This window comes from Streptomyces noursei (genome assembly GCF_016917755.1).
GTDB lineage: Bacteria > Actinomycetota > Actinomycetes > Streptomycetales > Streptomycetaceae > Streptomyces > Streptomyces yunnanensis.
The window spans coordinates 6,996,806-7,015,259 of the sequence record NZ_CP070326.1 but is presented as its reverse complement, the minus strand read 5'-3'; the positions used below and the strand labels follow the sequence as shown (position 1 = coordinate 7,015,259).

Genomic DNA, 18,454 nt, shown 5'->3' with positions numbered 1-18,454 from the left:
GCAGTTGTGTCCTCCTGCTGGTGAACTGCTGGATACCGCGCGGGCCCGGCGGGCAGCCCGGCCGTCCCCCGTACGTACCAACGACGCCACCCGCGCGGGAACACGGGCCACGTCAAGATCCTTGACGGCCGGGAACCGGGGACCCGAGTACCGCCGTCCCCCCGGACACCGGCATAGTGGGGGGCTGCACCCGGGTCTTGCCGTTCATGACAAGAACCGGACCGGGGCTCCGCTCATGAGCCGCTCCGACTCAGTCCGTTTGACACAGGGGGAGAACCACCCATGCGATCGATACGTCGGCCAGTGCTGGCCGCCGCCGCCCTCACCGCCGTCGTGGCGCTGACCGCGACCGGCTGCGGGCCGTCGGGCGACAACGCGGATGCCAAGCCGACCGCGTCGTCCCAGGACACCACGGGCGGGGGTGCGATCAAGATCCCCAAGGAGCTCCAGGACAAGCTGAAGGAACACGGCGTCGACCTGGACAAGTGGAAGAACGGGGAGTGGAAGAACTGGGACAAGGACAAGTGGCTTCGCGAAGCCGGCGAGTTCATCAACCCGGTCATCAAGAACTTCTGGGACCCGGACAAGATCAATAAGGTCAAGCCGCCCCAGGACCCGAGCAAGCCCTCGGACATCACCGAGGACCAGGGCAAGACCGACCCCGAGCCGACCGCGGTCCCCGCGCGCTCGGTGAAGACGCCCTACACCTCCACCGCGCCCGGCGTGGGCCTGCTGCTGTTCAGCACGCCCAAGGGCGAGTCGCGCTGCTCCGCCACCGTCGTCAAGGACCCGGCACACCCGGGCAAGTCCAACCTCGTCTGGACCGCGGCGCACTGCGTGCACGCCGGCAAGGACGGCGGCTGGTACCGCAACATGATGTTCGTGCCGAACTTCAACCGGACCGGCGCGTCGGCCGCCCAGATGAAGACCACCCCGTTCGAGGACCGCGTCCCGTCCGGCAAGTGGTGGGCGGACGACATGGCGACGACCAAGGAGTGGATCGCCGACGGCGGCGCCGTCCCGGGCGTGCCGATGGCGCCGTACGACTTCGCGCTGATGCACGTGAAGCCGGAGGAGAGCACCGGCGGCAAGTCGCTGGAGGAGATGGCCGGCAGCGCCTACGCGGTGGACTTCGGCGCCCCGGCGATGACGAAGATCTCCAGCCTGACGGCGCAGGGCTACCCGGCCGAGCCGCCGTTCGACGGTGCAACGCAGCAGTCCTGCACCGACAAGCCGACCCGGCTGACGCTGGACGCCAAGAAGCCGACCATGTACCGGATCGGCTGCACCATGACCGGTGGTTCGTCCGGTGGCCCCTGGTTCATCAAGGGCGCGGACGGCAAGCCGGTGCTGGTCTCCAACACGTCGATGGGGCCGCGTCCGGCCCAGTGGCTGGCCGGCCCGCACCTGGGCACCGAGGCCAAGTCCATCTTCGACGCGATGAGCAAGAAGTGGGCGAACCAGTAGCAACGACGTGAGCGGGCGGGCGACGACGCCGCCCGCCCGTGACAGCACCCACGACAACGGCGAAGGCCCGCCCCCGGGAAACCGGGGACGGGCCTTCGCCGCGTCCAGCGCGCGTGCGGGTCCGGGCCGTCAGGCGGCGGGGAGGAACGGGCGGAACTCGGCGGCCAGTTCCTCGTGGACCCGGGCCTTGAGGACCGTGCCCTCGCCGGTGTGCTCCTCGGAGATGACCTCGCCCTCGGCGTGCGCCCGCGAGACCAGGGCGCCCTTGGTGTAGGGCACCAGCACCTCGATCTCGACCTGGGGGCGCGGGAGTTCCGCGTCGAGCAGGTCCCGCAGCTCCGCGATGCCCTCGCCCGTGCGGGCGGAGACCACCAGGGCGCGCTTCTCCTGGCGCAGCAGCCGCTGGAGGGTCAACGGATCGGCCGCGTCGGCCTTGTTGACGATCACGATCTCGGGCACCTCGGTGGCGCCCACGTCGCGGATCACCTCGCGGACCGCCGCCAGTTGCTCCTCCGGCACCGGGTGCGAGCCGTCCACCACGTGCAGGATGATGTCGGCGTCGGCGACCTCCTCCATCGTGGAGCGGAACGCCTCGACGAGGTGGTGCGGCAGGTGGCGGACGAAGCCGACGGTGTCGGCGAGGGTGTACAGCCGCCCGCTGGGGGTCTCGGCCCGCCGGACGGTCGGGTCCAGGGTGGCGAACAGGGCGTTCTCCACCAGGACACCGGCGCCGGTGAGGCGGTTGAGCAGGGAGGACTTGCCGGCGTTGGTGTAGCCGGCGATGGCGACCGAGGGGATCTTGTTGCGTCGGCGCTCCTGGCGCTTGACGTCCCGGCCGGTCTTCATCTCCGCGATCTCCCGGCGCATCTTCGCCATCTTCTCGCGGATCCGCCGCCGGTCCATCTCGATCTTGGTCTCACCGGGACCACGGGTGGCCATGCCGCCGCCCGTCGAACCGGAGCCACCGCCACCCATCTGCCGGGACAGCGACTGGCCCCAGCCGCGGAGCCTGGGGAGCATGTACTGCATCTGCGCCAGCGAGACCTGCGCCTTGCCCTCCCGGGACTTGGCGTGCTGGGCGAAGATGTCGAGGATCAGGGCGGTCCGGTCGACCACCTTGACCTTGACGACGTCCTCCAGGTGGATCAGCTGGCCCGGGGAGAGCTCACCGTCGCACACCACGGTGTCGGCCCCGGATTCGAGCACGATGTCCCGCAGCTCCAGGGCCTTGCCCGAGCCGATGTAGGTGGCCGGGTCCGGCTTGTCGCGACGCTGGACGACGCCGTCGAGCACCAGGGCACCGGCGGTCTCGGCCAGCGCGGCCAGCTCGGCGAGGGAGTTCTCCGCGTCCTGCACCGTCCCGGACGTCCAGACGCCGACGAGCACCACGCGCTCCAGGCGCAGCTGGCGGTACTCGACCTCGGTGACGTCCTCGAGCTCGGTGGAGAGTCCGGCGACGCGGCGCAGCGACGCACGGTCGGAGCGGTCGTACTGGTCGCCGTCGCGCTCCCCGTCGATCTCGTGGCTCCAGGCGACGTCCTCTTCCATCAGGGCGTCGGCCCGAAGGCTCTCGGGGAGGCGCTGCCGGTCCTGCGGAAGGGAAGAAGAGGAGGTCATTTGATCCTTTGCGTCGTAGGAAGCCCCCGGGGACCGGGCGGTCCCGTCGGGACTGGTATGGCTCTGCCGTTCGATCTGCTCAACGTCCGGGCCGCCCCGGAGATTCCCGGTGCGGCCGGTGTCGGCCCGTTGATGGTCGCACGGCCCGGAGACGGACGTCACGCGGGTTTCCGGTGTCCACCGGGTGCGCCGTGCGGGCCGGTACCGCCCGCACGGCCCGCGTGCCGTCCGCTCCGGGCGGCGGTCACCCCTTGTGCAGGTGCGGCGCACCGGGCGTGGTCGCCACGTGCCGCTCAGCGGACTGCTGCTTGCCGCCGTCCGCCGGGGCCTTCTTGACCTGCTGCTGCTTCCAATCCGGGTGGCCGGGCATCGGCGGGGTCTTGGCGCCGTACAGCCAGTCCCAGAAGAAGCCGGAGAGGTTGTGGCCGTAGATCTGGGAGGCGAGGTCGATGAAGTCGGCGGTGCCGGCCACCCCGTCGCGGTGCTTGGCCACCCACTCCCTCTCCAGGCGCTCGAAGCCGGCCTTCCCCATCTTGTGCCGCAGGGCGTACAGGACCAGGGCGCTGCCGTCGTAGATCACCGGGCGGAAGATGCCGGTCTTCCTGCCCTTGTCGGGGACCTTGGGCAGGGCGGGCGGGCCGCCCTCCGCGCGCCAGCCGTCGGACGCCTCGTAGGCGTGTCGCATCCGGGTCTCCAGGGAGGCGCGGTGGTCGCCCTTCTCGTCGGCGTAGAGGGCCTCGTACCAAGTGGCGTGGGCCTCGTTGAGCCAGACGTCGGACCACCGGCGGGGGCTGACGCTGTCGCCGAACCACTGGTGGGACAGCTCGTGCACCATCACCGACTCCACGTACCAGTCGGGCAGCTGGACGGTGGTGAACAGGCGCTTCTCGAAGAGCGAGAGGGTCTGGGTCTCCAGCTCGAAGCCGGTGCTGGCGTCGGCGATCAGCACCCCGTACGCCTCGAACGGGAACGGTCCGACCTTGCTCTCCATCCAGGCCATCTGGTCCGGCGTCTTGGCGAGCCAGCGGGTCAGCGGGAGCCGGGCCGAGGACGGGACGACGTCGCGCAGCGGCAGCCCGTGCGGGCCGCGGTGGTTGACGACGCTGGACCGCCCGATGGAGATCTGCGCCAGTTCGGTGGCCATGGGGTGGGCGGTGCGGTACGTCCAGGTGCGGCGCGCGCCGCGGGTGCCCTCGCCGACCGGCAGCCCGTTGGCGACCGCCACCAGGCCCTCGGGCGTGGTGATGTGGAAGGTGAACTCGGCCTTGTCGGAGGGGTGGTCGTTGCACGGGAAGACCCGGTGCGCGGCGTCCGCCTGGTTGGCCATCGCCAGTCCGTCGGTGGTGCGGATCCAGCCGCCGTCGCCCCTGCCGCGCGGGTCGCTGGTGTGGTGGACGACGATCCGCAGGTCCTGCCCGGGGTGGATGTGCGAGGCGGGGGTGAGGACCAGGTCCTCGCCGGCCTGCTCGTGCCGGGCGGGCTGGCCGTCGACGAGGACGGAACGCACGGTTCCGTCGGCGAAGTCGAGGTTGAGCCGGTCGAGGTTGGCGGTGGCCCGGGCCTTGATCACGGTGACCACGTCCATCGGACGGTCGTTGTGGCCCGAGTAGTCCAGGGAGATGTCGTACGAGGTGACGTGGTAGCCGGGGTTGCCGAGCATCGGGAAGAGGCGGTCGCCGATTCCCAGCGGCTCGGCGGGCTGCGGCGCGGCCGCGGCAATCGTGGCGGCGACGGCGAGGCCGAGGGCGGCGGCCCGGCGGGGGATCCGGCCGCGGCGCGCGCGGGGGCGGTCCCGGTCGAGGGCGGAACGGTCGGCGGCTGGCCCGTCGGGCTCGCCGGACGGACGGCGCAAGGGAAGGGACATGGGCTACCGGTATCAGCGCGGCCCGCCCGCCCGTGGACGGCACGGCTGGACGGCACCCGAACGAGCGGCTGCTCGCCCGTCCGCTTGCGCCCGCGCGCGCGTTCTGCCGTCGGACGGGCGGGTTCCGGGAACGGGGTCAGCAGTTCCCCGTACGCACCGCCGTGGCGGCCCGGACCACGTCGAAGACGCCGGGGACCTGGCGCATGGCGCGCATCAGGGAGGGCAGTCCGGCGGCGTTGGGCAGGTGGAGGGTGTAGGTGTGCCGGACCAGTTGCTCGTGCGGGGGTTCGACGGCGGCGGAGACCACCGCGGCGCCCTGGGCGGCGATCGCCTCGGTGAGGTCGGGCAGCAGGTGCGGCCGGCTGAACGCCTTGGCCAGCAGCGTCACCCGGCAGCCGTGGCCGCCCTTGGCCGCGCCCCGCCAGCGCACCCCGACCGGCTGCCGGCCCATCGCCGCCATCCGGGCCACCGCCGGACACAGGGCGCGGTGCACGGTGACCGTGCCGCCGCGGACCGCGAAGCCGGTGACGGTGTCCGGCGGCACCGGGGTGCAGCAGCCGGCCAGCCGGACGGTGGCGCCGGGCAGGTCGGCCAGCACCAGGCCGGAGGCGGCCCCGGCGCGGTCCGGGCCGGCCGGGCGGTGGGCCGGCACCCGGCGGCGTTCGCCGCGCCTCCCGGCGGGCGCGGCGGGCGGCTCGCCGGTGCCCTGGGACCGGGCCAGCCAGCGGGAGATGGCGAGTCGGGCGGCGGGGGTGCGGGTGTGGTCGAGCCACTCCGGCGAGGGTCCGGCGGAGTCCTGGGCCATCAGCAGGTGGAGGTTGTCGCCGTCGTGCAGGACGGTGCCGAGCGTGGCGAGGCGGCCGTTGACCCGGGCGCCGATGCAGCCGTGCGCGGCCTCGCCGTGCTTGGCGTACGCCGCGTCCACGCAGCTCGCCCCGGCGGGCAGCCCGATGGTGCCGGCCGGGCCGTCCGCGGCGGCGTCGGTGCAGAAGACGGTGATCTCGCGGTCCTGGGCGAGGTCGTCGCGGAGCGAGGTCCAGAAGGTGTCGGGGTCGGGGGTGGTGCGCTGCCACTCCAGGAGCCGGTCGAGCCAGCCGGGGCGGGTGGGGTCGGCCCGTTCGCCCTCGGGTGCGTCCGCACCGTCGGTGGGGGCGTAGGGGTTGCCCAGCGCGATCACCCCGGCCTCGGCGACCCGGTGCATCCGGTGGGTGCGGATCAGGGTCTCGGCGATCTCGCCGGTCTCGCCGCCGATGGCGGTGTGCAGCGACTGGTAGAGGTTGAACTTGGGGGCCGCGATGAAGTCCTTGAACTCCGAGACCACCGGGGTGAAGCAGGTGTGCAGCTCCCCGAGCACGGCGTAGCAGTCGGCGTCCTCGGCCACCAGGACCAGCAGCCGCCCCAGGTCCGCGCCGGTGATCCGGCCGCGCGCCAGCAGGACCCGGTGCACGGAGACGAAGTGCCGTGGCCGGACGAGGACTTGGGCGTCGATGCCGGCGTCGGCCAGGATCGTCCGGGCCCGGGCGGCGATCGCGGCGAGCGGGTCGGGGTGGCCGCGGTACTTCTCCACCAGGCGCCGGGTCTCGGCGTACTCCTCGGGGTGCAGGATCGCGAAGACCAGGTCCTCCAGCTCGGTCTTGAGCGCCTGGACGCCGAGGCGTTCGGCGAGCGGGATCAGCACGTCGAGGGTGACCCCGGCGATCCGGGCCTGCTTCTCCGGGCGCATCACGCCGAGGGTGCGCATGTTGTGCAGCCGGTCGGCGAGCTTGATGGACATCACCCGGACGTCGTTCCCGGTGGCGACGAGCATCTTGCGGAAGGTCTCCGGCTCGGCCGCCGTGCCGTAGTCGACCTTCTCCAGTTTGGTGACGCCGTCGACCAGGTAGCAGACCTCGGTGCCGAACTCGGCCCGCACCTGATCCAGCGTCACATCCGTGTCCTCGACGGTGTCGTGGAGCAGGGAGGCGGTCAACGTCGTGGTTTCCGCGCCCAGTTCGGCGAGGATCAGGGTGACCGCGAGCGGGTGGGTGATGTACGGCTCGCCGCTCTTGCGCATTTGGCCGCGGTGCGAGGACTCGGCGAGTTGGTACGCCCTGCTGAGGGTGTCCAGATCGGCGTCGGGGTGGTGGTGGCGGTGCACCTTGGCGACGTGTTCCAGGGCGTCCGGCAGCCCGTCGCGGGGGGCGGGGCCGAGGAGTGCGGCGCGGCCGATGCGGCGGAGCCCCCGGAGCGCCGGCCCGGGGCGGCCGCGCCGGCGGTCCGCTGCTTCAGGGTTACCAGGGTTCGTGGCCTCTGCGCTCATGGGCACCTCCGGCGGCGTCGACCGGCGGTGGGACGCCGTCAGTTCGGGCGCCTGGGCCGGTGCTTGATGCTACCGAGCCCATCACGCAGTGCTGTCCGCCTCTCGCTCAGCGTGAAACGGATCACCCATTCGAGGGAACTTTCTGGCCGGAATCGTTTCTCCTCGCCGAAACCGCTTCCCCTGGGCGAGGGGCGTGCTCCGGCGCCCGTCAGCCGGCGAACGCGCCCGCCAGCCACTCCGGCGCGAAGGTGCCCTCGGCCACGATCACGGCCGGACCGGTCATCTCGACCGTGCCGTCCGGCAGCTCGGTGATGGTCAGGCTGCCGCCCAGCACATCGACGACGTACGTCACCGGGGTGCCGGTCGCGGCCGGGTCCAGGCCGTCCCGGCGGGCCGTGGCGACGGCCACCGCACAGGCACCGGTGCCACAGGAACGGGTCTCGCCGGAGCCCCGCTCGTGCACCCGCATCGCCACGTGGCGCGGGCCGCGGTCCACGACGAACTCGATGTTCACACCGTCCGGGTACACCGCGGCCGGGCCGAACTCCGGCTGTTCCCGCAGCTCACCGGCGTGCGCCAGGTCCTCGACGAACGCGACGGCGTGCGGGTTGCCCATGTTGACGTTGCGGGCCGGCCAGCTGCGCCCGCCGACCTCGACCACCACGCCGTCCTCGGGGAGCACGGCGCGCCCCATGGAGACGGTCACGTCGCCGGTCTTGGCGAGGTGCACCCGGAGCACCCCGGCGCGGGTGGCGATCGCGACGTCGCCGGCCTCGACCAGCCCGGCGTACAGGAGGTAGCGGGCGAAGACCCGGAGGCCGTTGCCGCACATCTCGGCGATCGTGCCGTCGCCGTTGCGGTAGTCCATGAACCACTCGGCGTCGTCGGCCATCGCCCGCGCCTCCGGGTGCGCGGCGGACCGGACCACGTGCAGCAGCCCGTCGCCGCCCACTCCGGCGCGGCGGTCGCAGAGCCGGGCGACGGCGGTCGAGGGCAGGTCGATCCGGCCGTCCGGATCCGGGACGATCACGAAGTCGTTCTCGGTGCCGTGGCCCTTGAGGAAGGCGATGCGCTGCGTGCTGTTCACCCCTGAATCCTACGGGGAGGGCGGAGCATCGGCCGGTCGGGGCCGGGCCGCGGCAGCCCAGGGGGGCGCCGGGCCGGGGAGCGGGGCCTCAGCGGAGGCGGGCCACCCGCCAGATCGCCAGTGCGGCGAGGACGGCGACCACGGCCGCGTACAGGAGGACCACCCGCCAGCTGGCGCGGCGCCCGGAGCCGCGGACCGGGAGGCCGGGCCAGGTATGGCCGACCCGGCGGGCCGCCATCATGCCCGCGCCGGCGGCGCAGCAGCACAGCAGCAGGCCGAGCATGGCGATCACCGCGCCGCCGTCGCCGCCGAACTCGAAGGCCAGCGGGAAGGCGAACATCAGCGAGCCGACGGCGGCCAGCGCCACTATCGGGGCGAGCTGCCACAACCGCAGCCGCCGGGGCGGGCGCAGGTCGCGGAAGGACTCGCCGCCCTCGGGGGCCTGGCCGGGCTCCGCGTCGGGGCCGTCCGAGGCGTCGAGGGTGGCCGGGTGGCCGTCGGGGATGCCGTCTTCGGGGGTGTGGAGGCGGTCGTCCGGCTCGGGGCGGGCGTCGTGCACGGCCGGGCCGTCCGCGGCCTGCGCCGCCGCCCCGGCACCGTCCCGGTCCGGTTGTTGGGCTCGGTTGCGAGGGCCGGCCTCCATTGCCACGCGCCCTCCCCACTGCCAGCTTGCACGCCTCGATCGATGGTCGATGATGACACGCCCTCAGGGGCCCGGATGACGGCCGGAGCGTCCCGATGCCATGACGTGATCAGGCTGTGACCGGTCGTTCGAGCAACGCCAGTGCCAGGGACGGGAGGTCGGCCCGTCGGTCGGCGGCGCCGCTGAGCCAGTGGACCCGCGGGTCCCGGCGGAACCACGAGTCCTGACGGCGCGCGAAGCGCTTGGTGGCGCGCACCGTCTCGTCGCGCGCCGCCTGCTCGGTGCACTCCCCCGCCAGGTACGCCAGGACCTGCTGGTACCCGAGCGCCCGCGAGGCGGTGAGGCCCTCGCGCAGCCCCTCGGCCTCCAGTCCGCGCACCTCGTCGACCAGGCCGGCCTCCCACATCCGGTCGACCCGTGTGGCGATCCGCTCGTCGAGCTCGGGGCGCTCGACGTCCACGCCGATCTGCAGGGTGTCGTAGATCGCTTCGTGGCGCGGGAGGTTGGCGGTGAACGGGCGGCCGGTGAGCTCGATGACCTCCAGGGCGCGCACGATCCGGCGGCCGTTGCTGGCCAGGATGGCGCGGGCCGCCTCCGGGTCGGCGGCGGCGAGCCGGGCGTGCAGGGCACCGCTGCCCTGCTCGGCGAGCTCGGCCTCCAGGCGGGCGCGCACGGCGGGGTCGGTGCCGGGGAAGTCCAGGACGTCCAGGGCGCCGCGGACGTAGAGGCCGGAGCCGCCGACCAGGACCGGGGTGCGCCCCTCGGCCAACAGCCGGTCGATCTCGGCGCGGGCCAGCCGCTGGTACTCGGCGACGTTGGCCGCGCGGGTGACATCCCAGATGTCGAGGAGGTGGTGCGGGACGCCCCCTCGCTCCTCGGGGGTGAGTTTGGCGGTGCCGATGTCCATGCCGCGGTAGAGCTGCATGGAGTCGGCGTTGATCACCTCACCGCCCAGGTGCCGGGCGAGCGCGACGCCCAGATCGGACTTTCCGGCCGCGGTGGGGCCGACGACGGCGATGACCCGCGGAGCGGGGGCGACGGTGTTCACCCCGTCAGTCTCGCAAACCTCCCGGTGCCATCTCGAACGAGCGACGTGACGGGGCACGGACGGCATCGTTGCCTGAAGCGAGATCCCGAACGCCGGTGCGCTGCCGGGGCCCGTCGGGCGGCGCAAGGGGACGCTCCGGGCGATGAGGGATTTCGCCCACATGAGGAGTGTAGGAGCAGTTATGGGCGTGTTTTCGCGGTTCCGCCGGCGCAAGTCCGACGCGGCGGAGGAGAGTGCCGCGGTGGAGGAGGCTGCGGCGGAGGAGACGTCGGGGGCGGACGGGACCGCCGCCCCGGAACCGGCCGAGACCGCGGCGCAAGCGCCGGCGGAGACGGCAACGGAGGCGGCGGAGGCACCGGAGGACGCCGCGGGGGATCCGGCGGCGGACGGCGCGGCGGAGCCGCCCGAGGAGGCCGACACGGCGGAGGAGGACGCGGCGCAGGGCGCCGGGGTCACCGCGGAGGGGGCGGAGCAGGCCGCCCCGGAGCAAGCCGGCACGGCGGCGGACGGCGCGGAGCCGGCGCCCGCCGGGACCGGCGCCGCGGACGGTGCCGCCGGGATCCCGCGGCAGCAGGCCGTGGAGCCCGCGGTGGACAGCGAGGCGGGCGGCGGCACGCGGAAGTAGCCGACCGTCGACAGCCGCGGCGCGGCGGACGCGGGGCGCTCCGGCTCCCCCGGGTCCGCCGCGCCGCGGCGTGCGCGACCGGAAAAGCAAGAACCGCCGGAAGCGCAGAGGACGCAGAGGACGACACCGGGACGCCCTAGACCGCCCGGCCGCGCGGGATCACGTCCAGGCCGCCACCATGTAGCCGACGCCGTACGGGGCCTCCTCGCGCAGCAGTTGGCCGCGCAGCCCGGCGCCCTCGGCGGCGCCGGCCAGGACCTGCCAGCAGGACCGTCCGGACGCGAGCAGGTCGGCGGCCAGCCGGTCGTCCAGGGCGGCCAGCGCGGTGGTGTCGGCGGTTCCCAGGGCGCGGGCCGCGTCGGCGTCGAACGCCTCGGCCCGCTCGTCGAAGTAGCCCGGCGCCTTGATCGAGCGGCGGGCGCTGCCGTCGCCGAGCACCAGGAGCGCCACCCGGGAAGCGGACCCGGCGAGTTCCCGGCCCAGTGGGCGGCAGCGGTCGCCGGGCAGTCGCTCGGCCACCCCCAGCGCCTCCACGGGTGCGTCGGACCAGGCCGTACGGGACAGCAGCCAGGCGCCGACGGCCAGCGACGGCGGCAGCTGCCGCCCGGGCGCCGGCACCGCGCCGTCGGCGGCGCCCAGCGTCACGTCGAGGTCCACCCCGAAGCCGCGGAACGAGCCGGGGGCGCCCTGCGGATACCGTCCCTCGCCGCTCTCGTCGGCGGCCGGGCCCAGCACGACCAGCCGGTCGGGCCGGGCCGCGGCGAGCACCCCGACGGCGTCCAGGCAGGCGGCGCGCACCGGGTCCAGCTCCGGTGCGGCGCCGGCGGCGACGTCGGGGACGAGCAGCGGCGGACAGGGGCAGATGGCGGCGGCTACGAGCATGCACGCAGCGTAACGCCCGGGCCGCCGCGCAGGGCCGCCGGTCGACCGGGAGCGGCCGGGGTCAGTCGCAGCCGCAGCCGGGTGCGGCGGCCGGCAGCGGCGCGGGGACGCCGACCTTCGGCAGGCCCAGCAGCACCCCGGCCGGCTTGGCGGCCTCGGCGGCCTGCCGCTTCTCCCAGGCGTCGCCGGCGCGGGTGCGGCGCACGCCCAGGACCGGGCCCTCGGCGAGGAGGTGGTGCGGGGCGGCGTAGGTGACCTCGACGGTGACCACGTCGCCGGGGCGCACCGGCTCGTCCGGCTTGGTGAAGTGCACCAGGCGGTTGTCGGCGGCACGGCCGGAGAGCCGGTGGGTGGCGTCGTCCTTGCGGCCCTCGCCCTCCGCGACCATCAGCTCCAGGGTGCGGCCGACCTGCTTCTTGTTCTCCTCCCAGGAGATCTCCTCCTGGAGGGCGACCAGGCGCTCGTAGCGGGCCTGCACGACCTTCTTAGGGATCTGGTCGGCCATCTCGGCGGCGGGGGTGCCGGGGCGCTTGGAATACTGGAAGGTGAACGCCTGGGCGAACCGGGCCTCGCGGACGACGTGCAGGGTCTGCTCGAAGTCCTCCTCGGTCTCGCCGGGGAAGCCGACGATGATGTCGGTGGTGATCGCCGCGTGCGGGATGGCGGCGCGCACCTTCTCGATGATCCCGAGGTAGCGCTCCTGGCGGTAGGAGCGGCGCATCGCCTTCAGGACGGTGTCGGAGCCGGACTGCAGCGGCATGTGCAGCTGCGGCATGACGCTGGGCGTCTCGGCCATCGCCGCGATCACGTCGTCGGTGAAGTCGCGCGGGTGCGGGGAGGTGAAGCGGATCCGCTCCAGCCCCTCGACCTTCCCGCAGGCCCGCAGCAGCTTGCTGAACGCCTCGCGGTCGCCGATGTCGGAGCCGTAGGCGTTGACGTTCTGGCCGAGCAGGGTGATCTCGGAGACGCCCTCGGCGACCAGCGCCTCGACCTCGGCGAGGATGTCGCCGGGCCGGCGGTCCTTCTCCTTGCCGCGCAGCGCCGGGACGATGCAGAACGTGCAGGTGTTGTTGCAGCCGACGGAGATGGAGACCCAGGCCGCGTAGGCGCTCTCCCGGCGGGTCGGCAGCGTCGAGGGGAACGCCTCCAGCGACTCGGCGATCTCGACCTGCGCCTCCTCCTGGACGCGGGCACGCTCCAGGAGGACCGGCAGCTTGCCGATGTTGTGCGTGCCGAAGACGACGTCCACCCAGGGCGCCTTCTTGACGATGGTGTCGCGGTCCTTCTGGGCCAGGCAGCCGCCGACCGCGATCTGCATGCCGGGGCGGCGGGCCTTCATCGGCGCGAGCCGGCCGAGGTTGCCGTACAGCCGGTTGTCGGCGTTCTCGCGCACCGCGCAGGTATTGAAGACGACGACGTCGGCGTCGCCCTCGTCGGTGCCCTCCGGGGCCCGTACGTAGCCCGCGTCCTCCAACAGGCCCGAGAGCCGCTCGGAGTCATGGACGTTCATCTGGCACCCGTAGGTGCGCACCTCGTACGTTTTCACTTCGGCCCCTGCTCCACCGGCCACGTCGTTACCGCTCACCCGTCCAGGGTACGGGCTCTTGCCGGGGTGCTCTGCGGCCGTGGTCGCGGAGCGCGACCACGGGGGCGGCACGGGCTCAGGCCGTGGCGAAACGGGACCGCGCCTCGCCGTGCAGCCGGCCCGGTGGGAGCTTCCGGCCGAAGGCGACCATCAGGAGGTCCTGGGCGGCGCCGCGGAGCGGGGTCCCGGTGCCGTAGGACCAGTCCAGGTCGTCGGCGCGCAGGGCGACGCCATCGAGGTCGGCGCCGAAGAACTTCGCGCCGCGCGGGGTGATGCCGGCGAGCAGGACCCGCAGCCGGTCCTCGGGGACGCGGCGGTCCAGGCCGAGCGGGAGGGCGATGTCGAGGCCGTGCACGACGTCGTGGCCCAGGGCCGACTCGAAGCCGCCGACCGGTGGGGTCCAGGGGTGGTGCGCGTTGTCCCGCAGGGCCGCGGCGAGGGCGGCCGGCGAGAGGGCAGCGGCGTCCTTGCGGGCGCAGCGGTCGGTCATCCGGTGCAGGCTGCCGCGGGCCTTGAGGAGCTCGGCGGCGATCTTGGGGAAGGAGTAGCGGAAGCCCAGCGACATGTGGGCCGCCACCTCGCGGACCCGCCAGCCCGCGCACAGTGAGGGCGCGTCCCACTGCTCGGGCGAGAGGGCGTCCAGCACGTCGGCAAGCTCGCGGCGTTCGGCGGCGATCGCGGCGCGGATGTCCATCGTTGCTCCCCGGGTCCGGTGCGGCCCGGTATGCGGTGGGCCGGTCGGTTTCCAGGATCTTGGCGGCGCGACCATAAGTCCAAGAGTTTGATCTTCTCGCACCTAGAATTCCTGGTTATGGAACTTCGACAGCTCCAGTACTTCGTCGCGGTGGCGGAGGAGGCCAACTTCACCCGGGCCGCGGCCCGTCTGCACCTGGCCCAGCCGGGTGTCAGCGCCCAGGTCCGGCAGCTCGAACGGGAGCTGGGGCAGCCGCTGTTGGACCGCTCCGGCCGGTCGGTGACGCTGACCGAGGTGGGCGCGGCCGTGCTGCCGTACGCGCGGGCCGCGCTGGCCGCCGTCGAGGGCGTGCGGGAGACCGTGGCGGAGTTCACCGGGCTGCTGCGCGGCCAGGTCACCCTCGGGCTGGTGTCGGGGGCCGACGCGGTGCGGGAGGCCGAGGCGGTGTCGCTGCTGGCGGACTTCCACGACGCCCATCCGCAGGTGGACATCGCGCTCACCGAGGACAGTTCGGAGCGGATGCTCGCCGCGCTGCAGTGCGGGGAGTTGGACCTGGCGCTGCTCGGGACCGCCGACGAGGAGCCGCCGCCGGGGCTGGCGTTCCAGATCGTCGTGGACCAACCGCTGGTCGCGGCGGTCGCCCCGGACGATCCGCTGTTGGCGGACGCGGACGGCGGGCGGATCCCGCTGACCGCGCTGCGCGGCCTGCCGCTGATCAGCCTGCCGCGCGGCACCGGGAGCCGCGCGGCGCTGGAACGTGTCTGCGCCGACGCGGGGTTCCGGCCGCGGATCGCCTTCGAGGCGGCGGCGCCGAAGCTGCTGGCCGGGCTCGCGGCGCGCGGCCTGGGCGTGGCGGTCGTGCCGGCGGGCGCCGCGGCGGGCGCCGGCGGCCTGCGGACGCTGGAGTTCCACGGGGCCCGGCCGCGGGGCCGGATCGCGCTGGCCTGGCGGGCGGACGGGCCGGCCGGGCCGGCGGCCCGGGCGCTGCTGGAGCGGCTGCGGGGGGCCTTGGGGACGGCGCCCCGGCCCAGTGACCGGACGGCGGCCGAGACGTGACCTCTCGGCCCCTCCCGTAGGGGCGTGCGGACTGGCAGGATCCGGCCCATGGCGATCCTCTCCCGCCCCGGCCGCCGCCGGGCGCTGACCGCGGCGTCCGCGGCCCTGGCCCTCCTCGGGCTGGTGCTGTGGTGCGTGCAGCCGGGCGGGTCCGCCACGCCCCGGGGCCAGGTGACGCTGGCCACCGGCGTGCCGACCGGGGTGTACGCGCGCTACGGGGAGCTGCTGAAGGACGATCTCGCGCGGGATCTGCCGGAGGTGAACCTGCGCCTGGAGCGGAGCGAGGGATCGATCGACAATCTGCGCCAACTGGCCACCGGGCGGGCCGGGTTCACCATCGCCACGGCGGACGCGGTGGCCACCTACCGCGACCGGCAGGAACCCGGTGCGGACCGGCTGCGGGCCTGCGCCCGGCTCTACGACGACTACATGCAGCTGGTGGTGCCCCGGGGGTCCGCGGTGCGCTCGGCCCGCGACCTGCGGGGGCTGCGGGTGGGCGTCGGCGCGGACGGGTCGGGCGTCCAGCTGATCACCCGACGGCTGTTGGAGGCGGCCGGCCTGGACTTCGGGACGGACATCGTGCCGGTACGGGTGGGCATCGACCGGATGCCGGGCATGTTGGAGCACGGCGAGCTGGACGCGTTCTTCTGGTCGGGCGGGCTGCCGACGCTGGCGGTGCAGCGTCTGGCGCAGCGGTACCCGGTGCGGCTGGTGCAGCTGGGGGACCTGATCCCGGCGTTGCACCGGCAGGGCGAGCGGACCCGTTACTACCGTGCGGCGGTGATGCCGGCCGACGCCTATCCGCGGGTCCAGAACGGGCAGGCGGTGAAGACGATCGCGGTGGCGAACCTGCTGGTGACCACGGACCGGGAGGACGCGGCGCTGACGTTCGGGATCACCCGGACCGTCATCAACAGCCGGGACGCGATCGGCCACGAGGTGCACGCGGCGCAGAACGTGGACCTGCGCACGGCGGTGTTCACCGATCCGCTGCCGCTGCACACCGGGGCCCGGGACTACTACGTCTCGGTCAAGCAGTGAGCGGAGCGGCGGGAACGGCGGGGGCGTCGCCCGACGTGCGGCGAGCGGGTCGGTGCGGTGCACGGTGCAATGCCGTGATTGCCTCGGTGCAATGAGTCGTGCAATGAGTCGTGCAAGAGGTCGCGCAATGCGGGGTGCGCGATGCCGCGGACCGGTCAGGGCGCGCTGCGCGGCACGGAGACGGTGACCGTCAGGCCGTGCGGCGGGTGCGGCGCGTAGGCGATGGTCGCGCCGCCGGCGGCGAGCAGCGTGCGGGTGATCGACAGGCCGAGGCCGGAGCCGGAGACGTTCTGGTGCCGGCCGCTGCGCCAGAACCGGTCGCCGATCCGGGCCAGTTCGTCCTCGGCCAAGCCGGGTCCGCGGTCGGCGACGGTGATCGTGACGCGTTCGCCGTCGGGGGTCACCGCCACCGCGACCGGTTCACCGGCCGGGGTGAACTTCAGGGCGTTGTCGACGACCGCGTCCAGGGCGCTGGAGAGGGCGACCGGGTCGGCCCATCCGGTGACCGCGGGGCGCCCCTCGTAGGCGAGGCGGACGCCCTTGTCCTCGGCCAGCGGGCGCCAGGCGTCGACGCGTTCGGCGGCCAGTGCCGCGACGTCGGTGAGCTGGAGGTCGGCGGCGGCGTGCTCGGCGAGCGCCAGGTCGAGGAGGTCGTCCAGGACCCGGGCGAGCCGTTTGCCCTCGGTGCGGACGGAGGCGATCTCCTCGTTGCCCTCGGGGAGTTCGAGGGCCAGCAGCTCGATCCGCAGCAGCAGCGCGGCCAGCGGGTTGCGCAGCTGGTGGGAGGCGTCGGCGACGAAGGCGCGCTGCTGTTCCAGGACGTCCTCGACGTGGTCGGCCATCTCGTTGAACGAGCGGGCCAGCCGGCGGAGTTCGGGCGGTCCGGCGGTGGCGGCGACCCGGGCGTTCATCCGGCCGGTGGCGATGTCATGGCTGGCCGTGTCGAGCACCCGGACCGGGCGCAGCACCCAGCCGGTGAGCCGGAACGCCGCGGCGACGGCGACCAGCATGGCCGCGCACTCCCCGGCCGCGATCAGCAACCAGCCGTGCAGGATGCGCGCCCGCATCCGACCGGTGGGCGAGTCGGTGACGACCACGGCGACCACGTCGCCGTCCCGGATGACCGGCGAGGCGACCGGGATCCGGCCGGTGTCGTCCCAGGGCCAGATCTGGTGCGGGTCGTGGCTGCGGCGGCCGGCCAGCGCCTCGCTGAACGCCTGGGCGCCCTCACCGCCGGTGGGCACCGTCAGGTCCTGCGGGGCGGCGGCCATCGGGGTGCGGTCGCGGTAGAAGACGCCGGCCCGGATCCCGTAGAGCTCCTCGTAGCGGGTGAGTTCGGCCCGGAGGGTGGCCAGCCGCTCGTCCTCCTCGGGGGTCTTGCTGCCGGCGTCGGCGCTGGGGCGGGCGGTGACGAACTGGGCGAGGGAGGCGAACCGGGCGGCGTCGTCGATCCGGTCGACGACCACCTTCTGCTGCTCCACCCCGGCGGTGATCACGCCGAGCGGCACGCCGAGTGCGAGCAGCACGCCGGCCATCAGCACGATGAGGAGCGGGAGGAGTCGGGTGCGCACGGCGCCGGGCAGCCGTCAGGAGGCCGGCGGCCGGCCGTCCGGCGCGGAGCCGGCGGCCGGGGCGGCCAGGCGGTAGCCGACGCCGCGGATCGTCTCGATCAGCGCCGGCATGCGGAGTTTGGCGCGGAGCGAGGCGATGTGCACCTCCAGCGTGCGGCCGGTGCCCTCCCAACTCGTCCGCCAGACCTCGCTGATGATCTGCTCCCGGCGGAAGACCACCCCGGGGCGCTGCGCGAGCAGGGCCAGCAGGTCGAACTCCTTGCGGGTGAGCGGGACGACCGTGCCGTCCACGGACACCTGGCGGGTGGGGAGTTCGACGGCGAGCGACCCGAGCCGCAGCGGCTCCCGGGGGACGCTCTCCTCGACCGGCTGGTCGCCGCCGGTGCCTGCCGCGCCGGTGCGCCGGCTCACCGCGTGGATGCGGGCCAGCAGTTCGCCGGTGTCGTAGGGCTTGACGACGTAGTCGTCGGCGCCGAGGTTGAGGCCGTGTATCCGGGAGCGGACGTCGGAGCGCGCGGTGACCATGATGACCGGGGTCGCGGAGACCTTGCGGATCCGGCCGCACACCTCGAAGCCGTCCTGGTCGGGCAGCCCGAGGTCGAGCAGCACCACGGCGAACGGCTCGGCGTCGTCGGGCAGCAGCGCCTGCAGCGCCTCCCCGCCGCTGCGGGCGTGCACCACGGTCAGGCCGTGCCGGGACAGCACCGCGGACAGGGCCGCGGCGACATGGTCGTCGTCCTCGACGAGCAGCAGTCTCATCGGGCCCTCCTCTCGGTACGCGTACGGGCCACAGGGCATCTACGGCGATGGGTGGCCCACCCGTCAAGAGGCCGCCACCTCCGGTCCGCCATCCGTTACCCACCCGGTACCCCCCGGGGACGTACCGTCAGTATGCGCTCGCCGCCCCGCCCGCCTGCTCGTTCACACTATGTGTCCGTTTGCAGCCGGATCGTTATGCTCAATTCTCGCTCAGAT

General features: G+C 73.9%; 15 protein-coding genes. 4 read left to right on the top strand and 11 right to left on the bottom strand.

The genetic code is table 11. The features are described 5' to 3' along the window. Positions 1-282: 282 nt before the first annotated feature. Positions 283-1,467 carry a trypsin-like serine peptidase gene (locus JNO44_RS30750; protein WP_180990341.1) on the top strand — a complete coding sequence of 395 codons (1,185 nt, stop codon included), beginning with the start codon at positions 283-285 and terminating at the stop codon, positions 1,465-1,467. Between the two features lie 129 nt (positions 1,468-1,596). Here the strand turns inward: JNO44_RS30750 and hflX are convergent, their stop codons facing one another. The 6 genes from hflX to miaA all read right to left on the bottom strand — a co-directional run bounded on the left by hflX (position 1,597) and on the right by miaA (position 10,025). Beyond that, a complete protein-coding gene (gene hflX / locus JNO44_RS30745; RefSeq protein WP_205366946.1) occupies positions 1,597-3,084 on the bottom strand; it encodes a GTPase HflX in 1,488 nt (495 codons plus the stop codon). 244 nt (positions 3,085-3,328) lie between these two features. Further along, positions 3,329-4,948 (bottom strand): M1 family metallopeptidase, encoded by a 1,620-nt coding sequence (locus JNO44_RS30740; protein ID WP_205366945.1) that lies wholly within the window; start codon positions 4,946-4,948, stop codon positions 3,329-3,331. A gap of 136 nt (positions 4,949-5,084) precedes the next feature. Beyond that, positions 5,085-7,247, bottom strand: a complete 2,163-nt coding sequence (locus JNO44_RS30735) for a RelA/SpoT family protein (RefSeq protein WP_205366944.1) — start codon at positions 7,245-7,247, stop codon at positions 5,085-5,087. A gap of 208 nt (positions 7,248-7,455) precedes the next feature. Continuing rightward, positions 7,456-8,334: a diaminopimelate epimerase gene (dapF, locus tag JNO44_RS30730; protein WP_205366943.1), complete on the bottom strand. Its 879-nt coding sequence runs from the start codon at positions 8,332-8,334 to the stop codon at positions 7,456-7,458. Positions 8,335-8,422: 88 nt separating this feature from the next. Beyond that, a complete protein-coding gene (locus JNO44_RS30725; protein WP_205370792.1) occupies positions 8,423-8,977 on the bottom strand; it encodes a hypothetical protein in 555 nt (184 codons plus the stop codon). A gap of 109 nt (positions 8,978-9,086) precedes the next feature. After that, positions 9,087-10,025: a tRNA (adenosine(37)-N6)-dimethylallyltransferase MiaA gene (gene miaA, locus JNO44_RS30720; RefSeq protein ID WP_205366942.1), complete on the bottom strand. Its 939-nt coding sequence runs from the start codon at positions 10,023-10,025 to the stop codon at positions 9,087-9,089. A 181-nt stretch (positions 10,026-10,206) separates the two neighbouring features. Here miaA and JNO44_RS30715 point away from each other — a divergent pair, with 181 nt between their 5' ends. Further along, positions 10,207-10,650 (top strand): hypothetical protein, encoded by a 444-nt coding sequence (locus JNO44_RS30715; RefSeq protein WP_205366941.1) that lies wholly within the window; start codon positions 10,207-10,209, stop codon positions 10,648-10,650. Between the two features lie 159 nt (positions 10,651-10,809). On the opposite strand, the gene JNO44_RS30710 is transcribed toward JNO44_RS30715, so the two are convergent. The 3 genes from JNO44_RS30710 to JNO44_RS30700 all read right to left on the bottom strand — a co-directional run bounded on the left by JNO44_RS30710 (position 10,810) and on the right by JNO44_RS30700 (position 13,811). After that, positions 10,810-11,532, bottom strand: coding sequence for a class III extradiol dioxygenase subunit B-like domain-containing protein (locus JNO44_RS30710; RefSeq protein ID WP_205366940.1), 723 nt, complete (start codon positions 11,530-11,532; stop codon positions 10,810-10,812). A gap of 61 nt (positions 11,533-11,593) precedes the next feature. Further along, positions 11,594-13,102 (bottom strand): tRNA (N6-isopentenyl adenosine(37)-C2)-methylthiotransferase MiaB, encoded by a 1,509-nt coding sequence (gene miaB, locus JNO44_RS30705; protein WP_205370790.1) that lies wholly within the window; start codon positions 13,100-13,102, stop codon positions 11,594-11,596. A gap of 91 nt (positions 13,103-13,193) precedes the next feature. Then, a complete protein-coding gene (locus JNO44_RS30700; RefSeq protein WP_205366939.1) occupies positions 13,194-13,811 on the bottom strand; it encodes a maleylpyruvate isomerase family mycothiol-dependent enzyme in 618 nt (205 codons plus the stop codon). 117 nt (positions 13,812-13,928) lie between these two features. Here JNO44_RS30700 and JNO44_RS30695 point away from each other — a divergent pair, with 117 nt between their 5' ends. Together JNO44_RS30695 and JNO44_RS30690 are read left to right on the top strand one after the other, a co-directional pair. Then, a complete protein-coding gene (locus JNO44_RS30695; RefSeq protein ID WP_205366938.1) occupies positions 13,929-14,867 on the top strand; it encodes a LysR family transcriptional regulator in 939 nt (312 codons plus the stop codon). A 48-nt stretch (positions 14,868-14,915) separates the two neighbouring features. After that, a complete protein-coding gene (locus JNO44_RS30690; RefSeq protein WP_205366937.1) occupies positions 14,916-15,908 on the top strand; it encodes a TAXI family TRAP transporter solute-binding subunit in 993 nt (330 codons plus the stop codon). A gap of 155 nt (positions 15,909-16,063) precedes the next feature. Here the strand turns inward: JNO44_RS30690 and JNO44_RS30685 are convergent, their stop codons facing one another. Next, positions 16,064-17,479, bottom strand: coding sequence for a sensor histidine kinase (locus tag JNO44_RS30685; protein ID WP_205366936.1), 1,416 nt, complete (start codon positions 17,477-17,479; stop codon positions 16,064-16,066). Between the two features lie 15 nt (positions 17,480-17,494). Beyond that, positions 17,495-18,238: a response regulator transcription factor gene (locus JNO44_RS30680; protein ID WP_205366935.1), complete on the bottom strand. Its 744-nt coding sequence runs from the start codon at positions 18,236-18,238 to the stop codon at positions 17,495-17,497. Positions 18,239-18,454 lie beyond the last annotated feature (216 nt).

Coding starts and splice junctions, on each gene's coding strand:
- JNO44_RS30750 (WP_180990341.1), top strand. CDS start 283: ATGCGATCGATACGTCGGCCAGTGCTGGCCGCCGCCGCCCTCACCGCC.
- hflX (WP_205366946.1), bottom strand. CDS start 3,084: ATGACCTCCTCTTCTTCCCTTCCGCAGGACCGGCAGCGCCTCCCCGAG.
- JNO44_RS30740 (WP_205366945.1), bottom strand. CDS start 4,948: ATGTCCCTTCCCTTGCGCCGTCCGTCCGGCGAGCCCGACGGGCCAGCC.
- JNO44_RS30735 (WP_205366944.1), bottom strand. CDS start 7,247: ATGAGCGCAGAGGCCACGAACCCTGGTAACCCTGAAGCAGCGGACCGC.
- JNO44_RS30725 (WP_205370792.1), bottom strand. CDS start 8,977: ATGGAGGCCGGCCCTCGCAACCGAGCCCAACAACCGGACCGGGACGGT.
- JNO44_RS30715 (WP_205366941.1), top strand. CDS start 10,207: ATGGGCGTGTTTTCGCGGTTCCGCCGGCGCAAGTCCGACGCGGCGGAG.
- JNO44_RS30710 (WP_205366940.1), bottom strand. CDS start 11,532: ATGCTCGTAGCCGCCGCCATCTGCCCCTGTCCGCCGCTGCTCGTCCCC.
- JNO44_RS30700 (WP_205366939.1), bottom strand. CDS start 13,811: ATGGACATCCGCGCCGCGATCGCCGCCGAACGCCGCGAGCTTGCCGAC.
- JNO44_RS30695 (WP_205366938.1), top strand. CDS start 13,929: ATGGAACTTCGACAGCTCCAGTACTTCGTCGCGGTGGCGGAGGAGGCC.
- JNO44_RS30690 (WP_205366937.1), top strand. CDS start 14,916: ATGGCGATCCTCTCCCGCCCCGGCCGCCGCCGGGCGCTGACCGCGGCG.
- JNO44_RS30680 (WP_205366935.1), bottom strand. CDS start 18,238: ATGAGACTGCTGCTCGTCGAGGACGACGACCATGTCGCCGCGGCCCTG.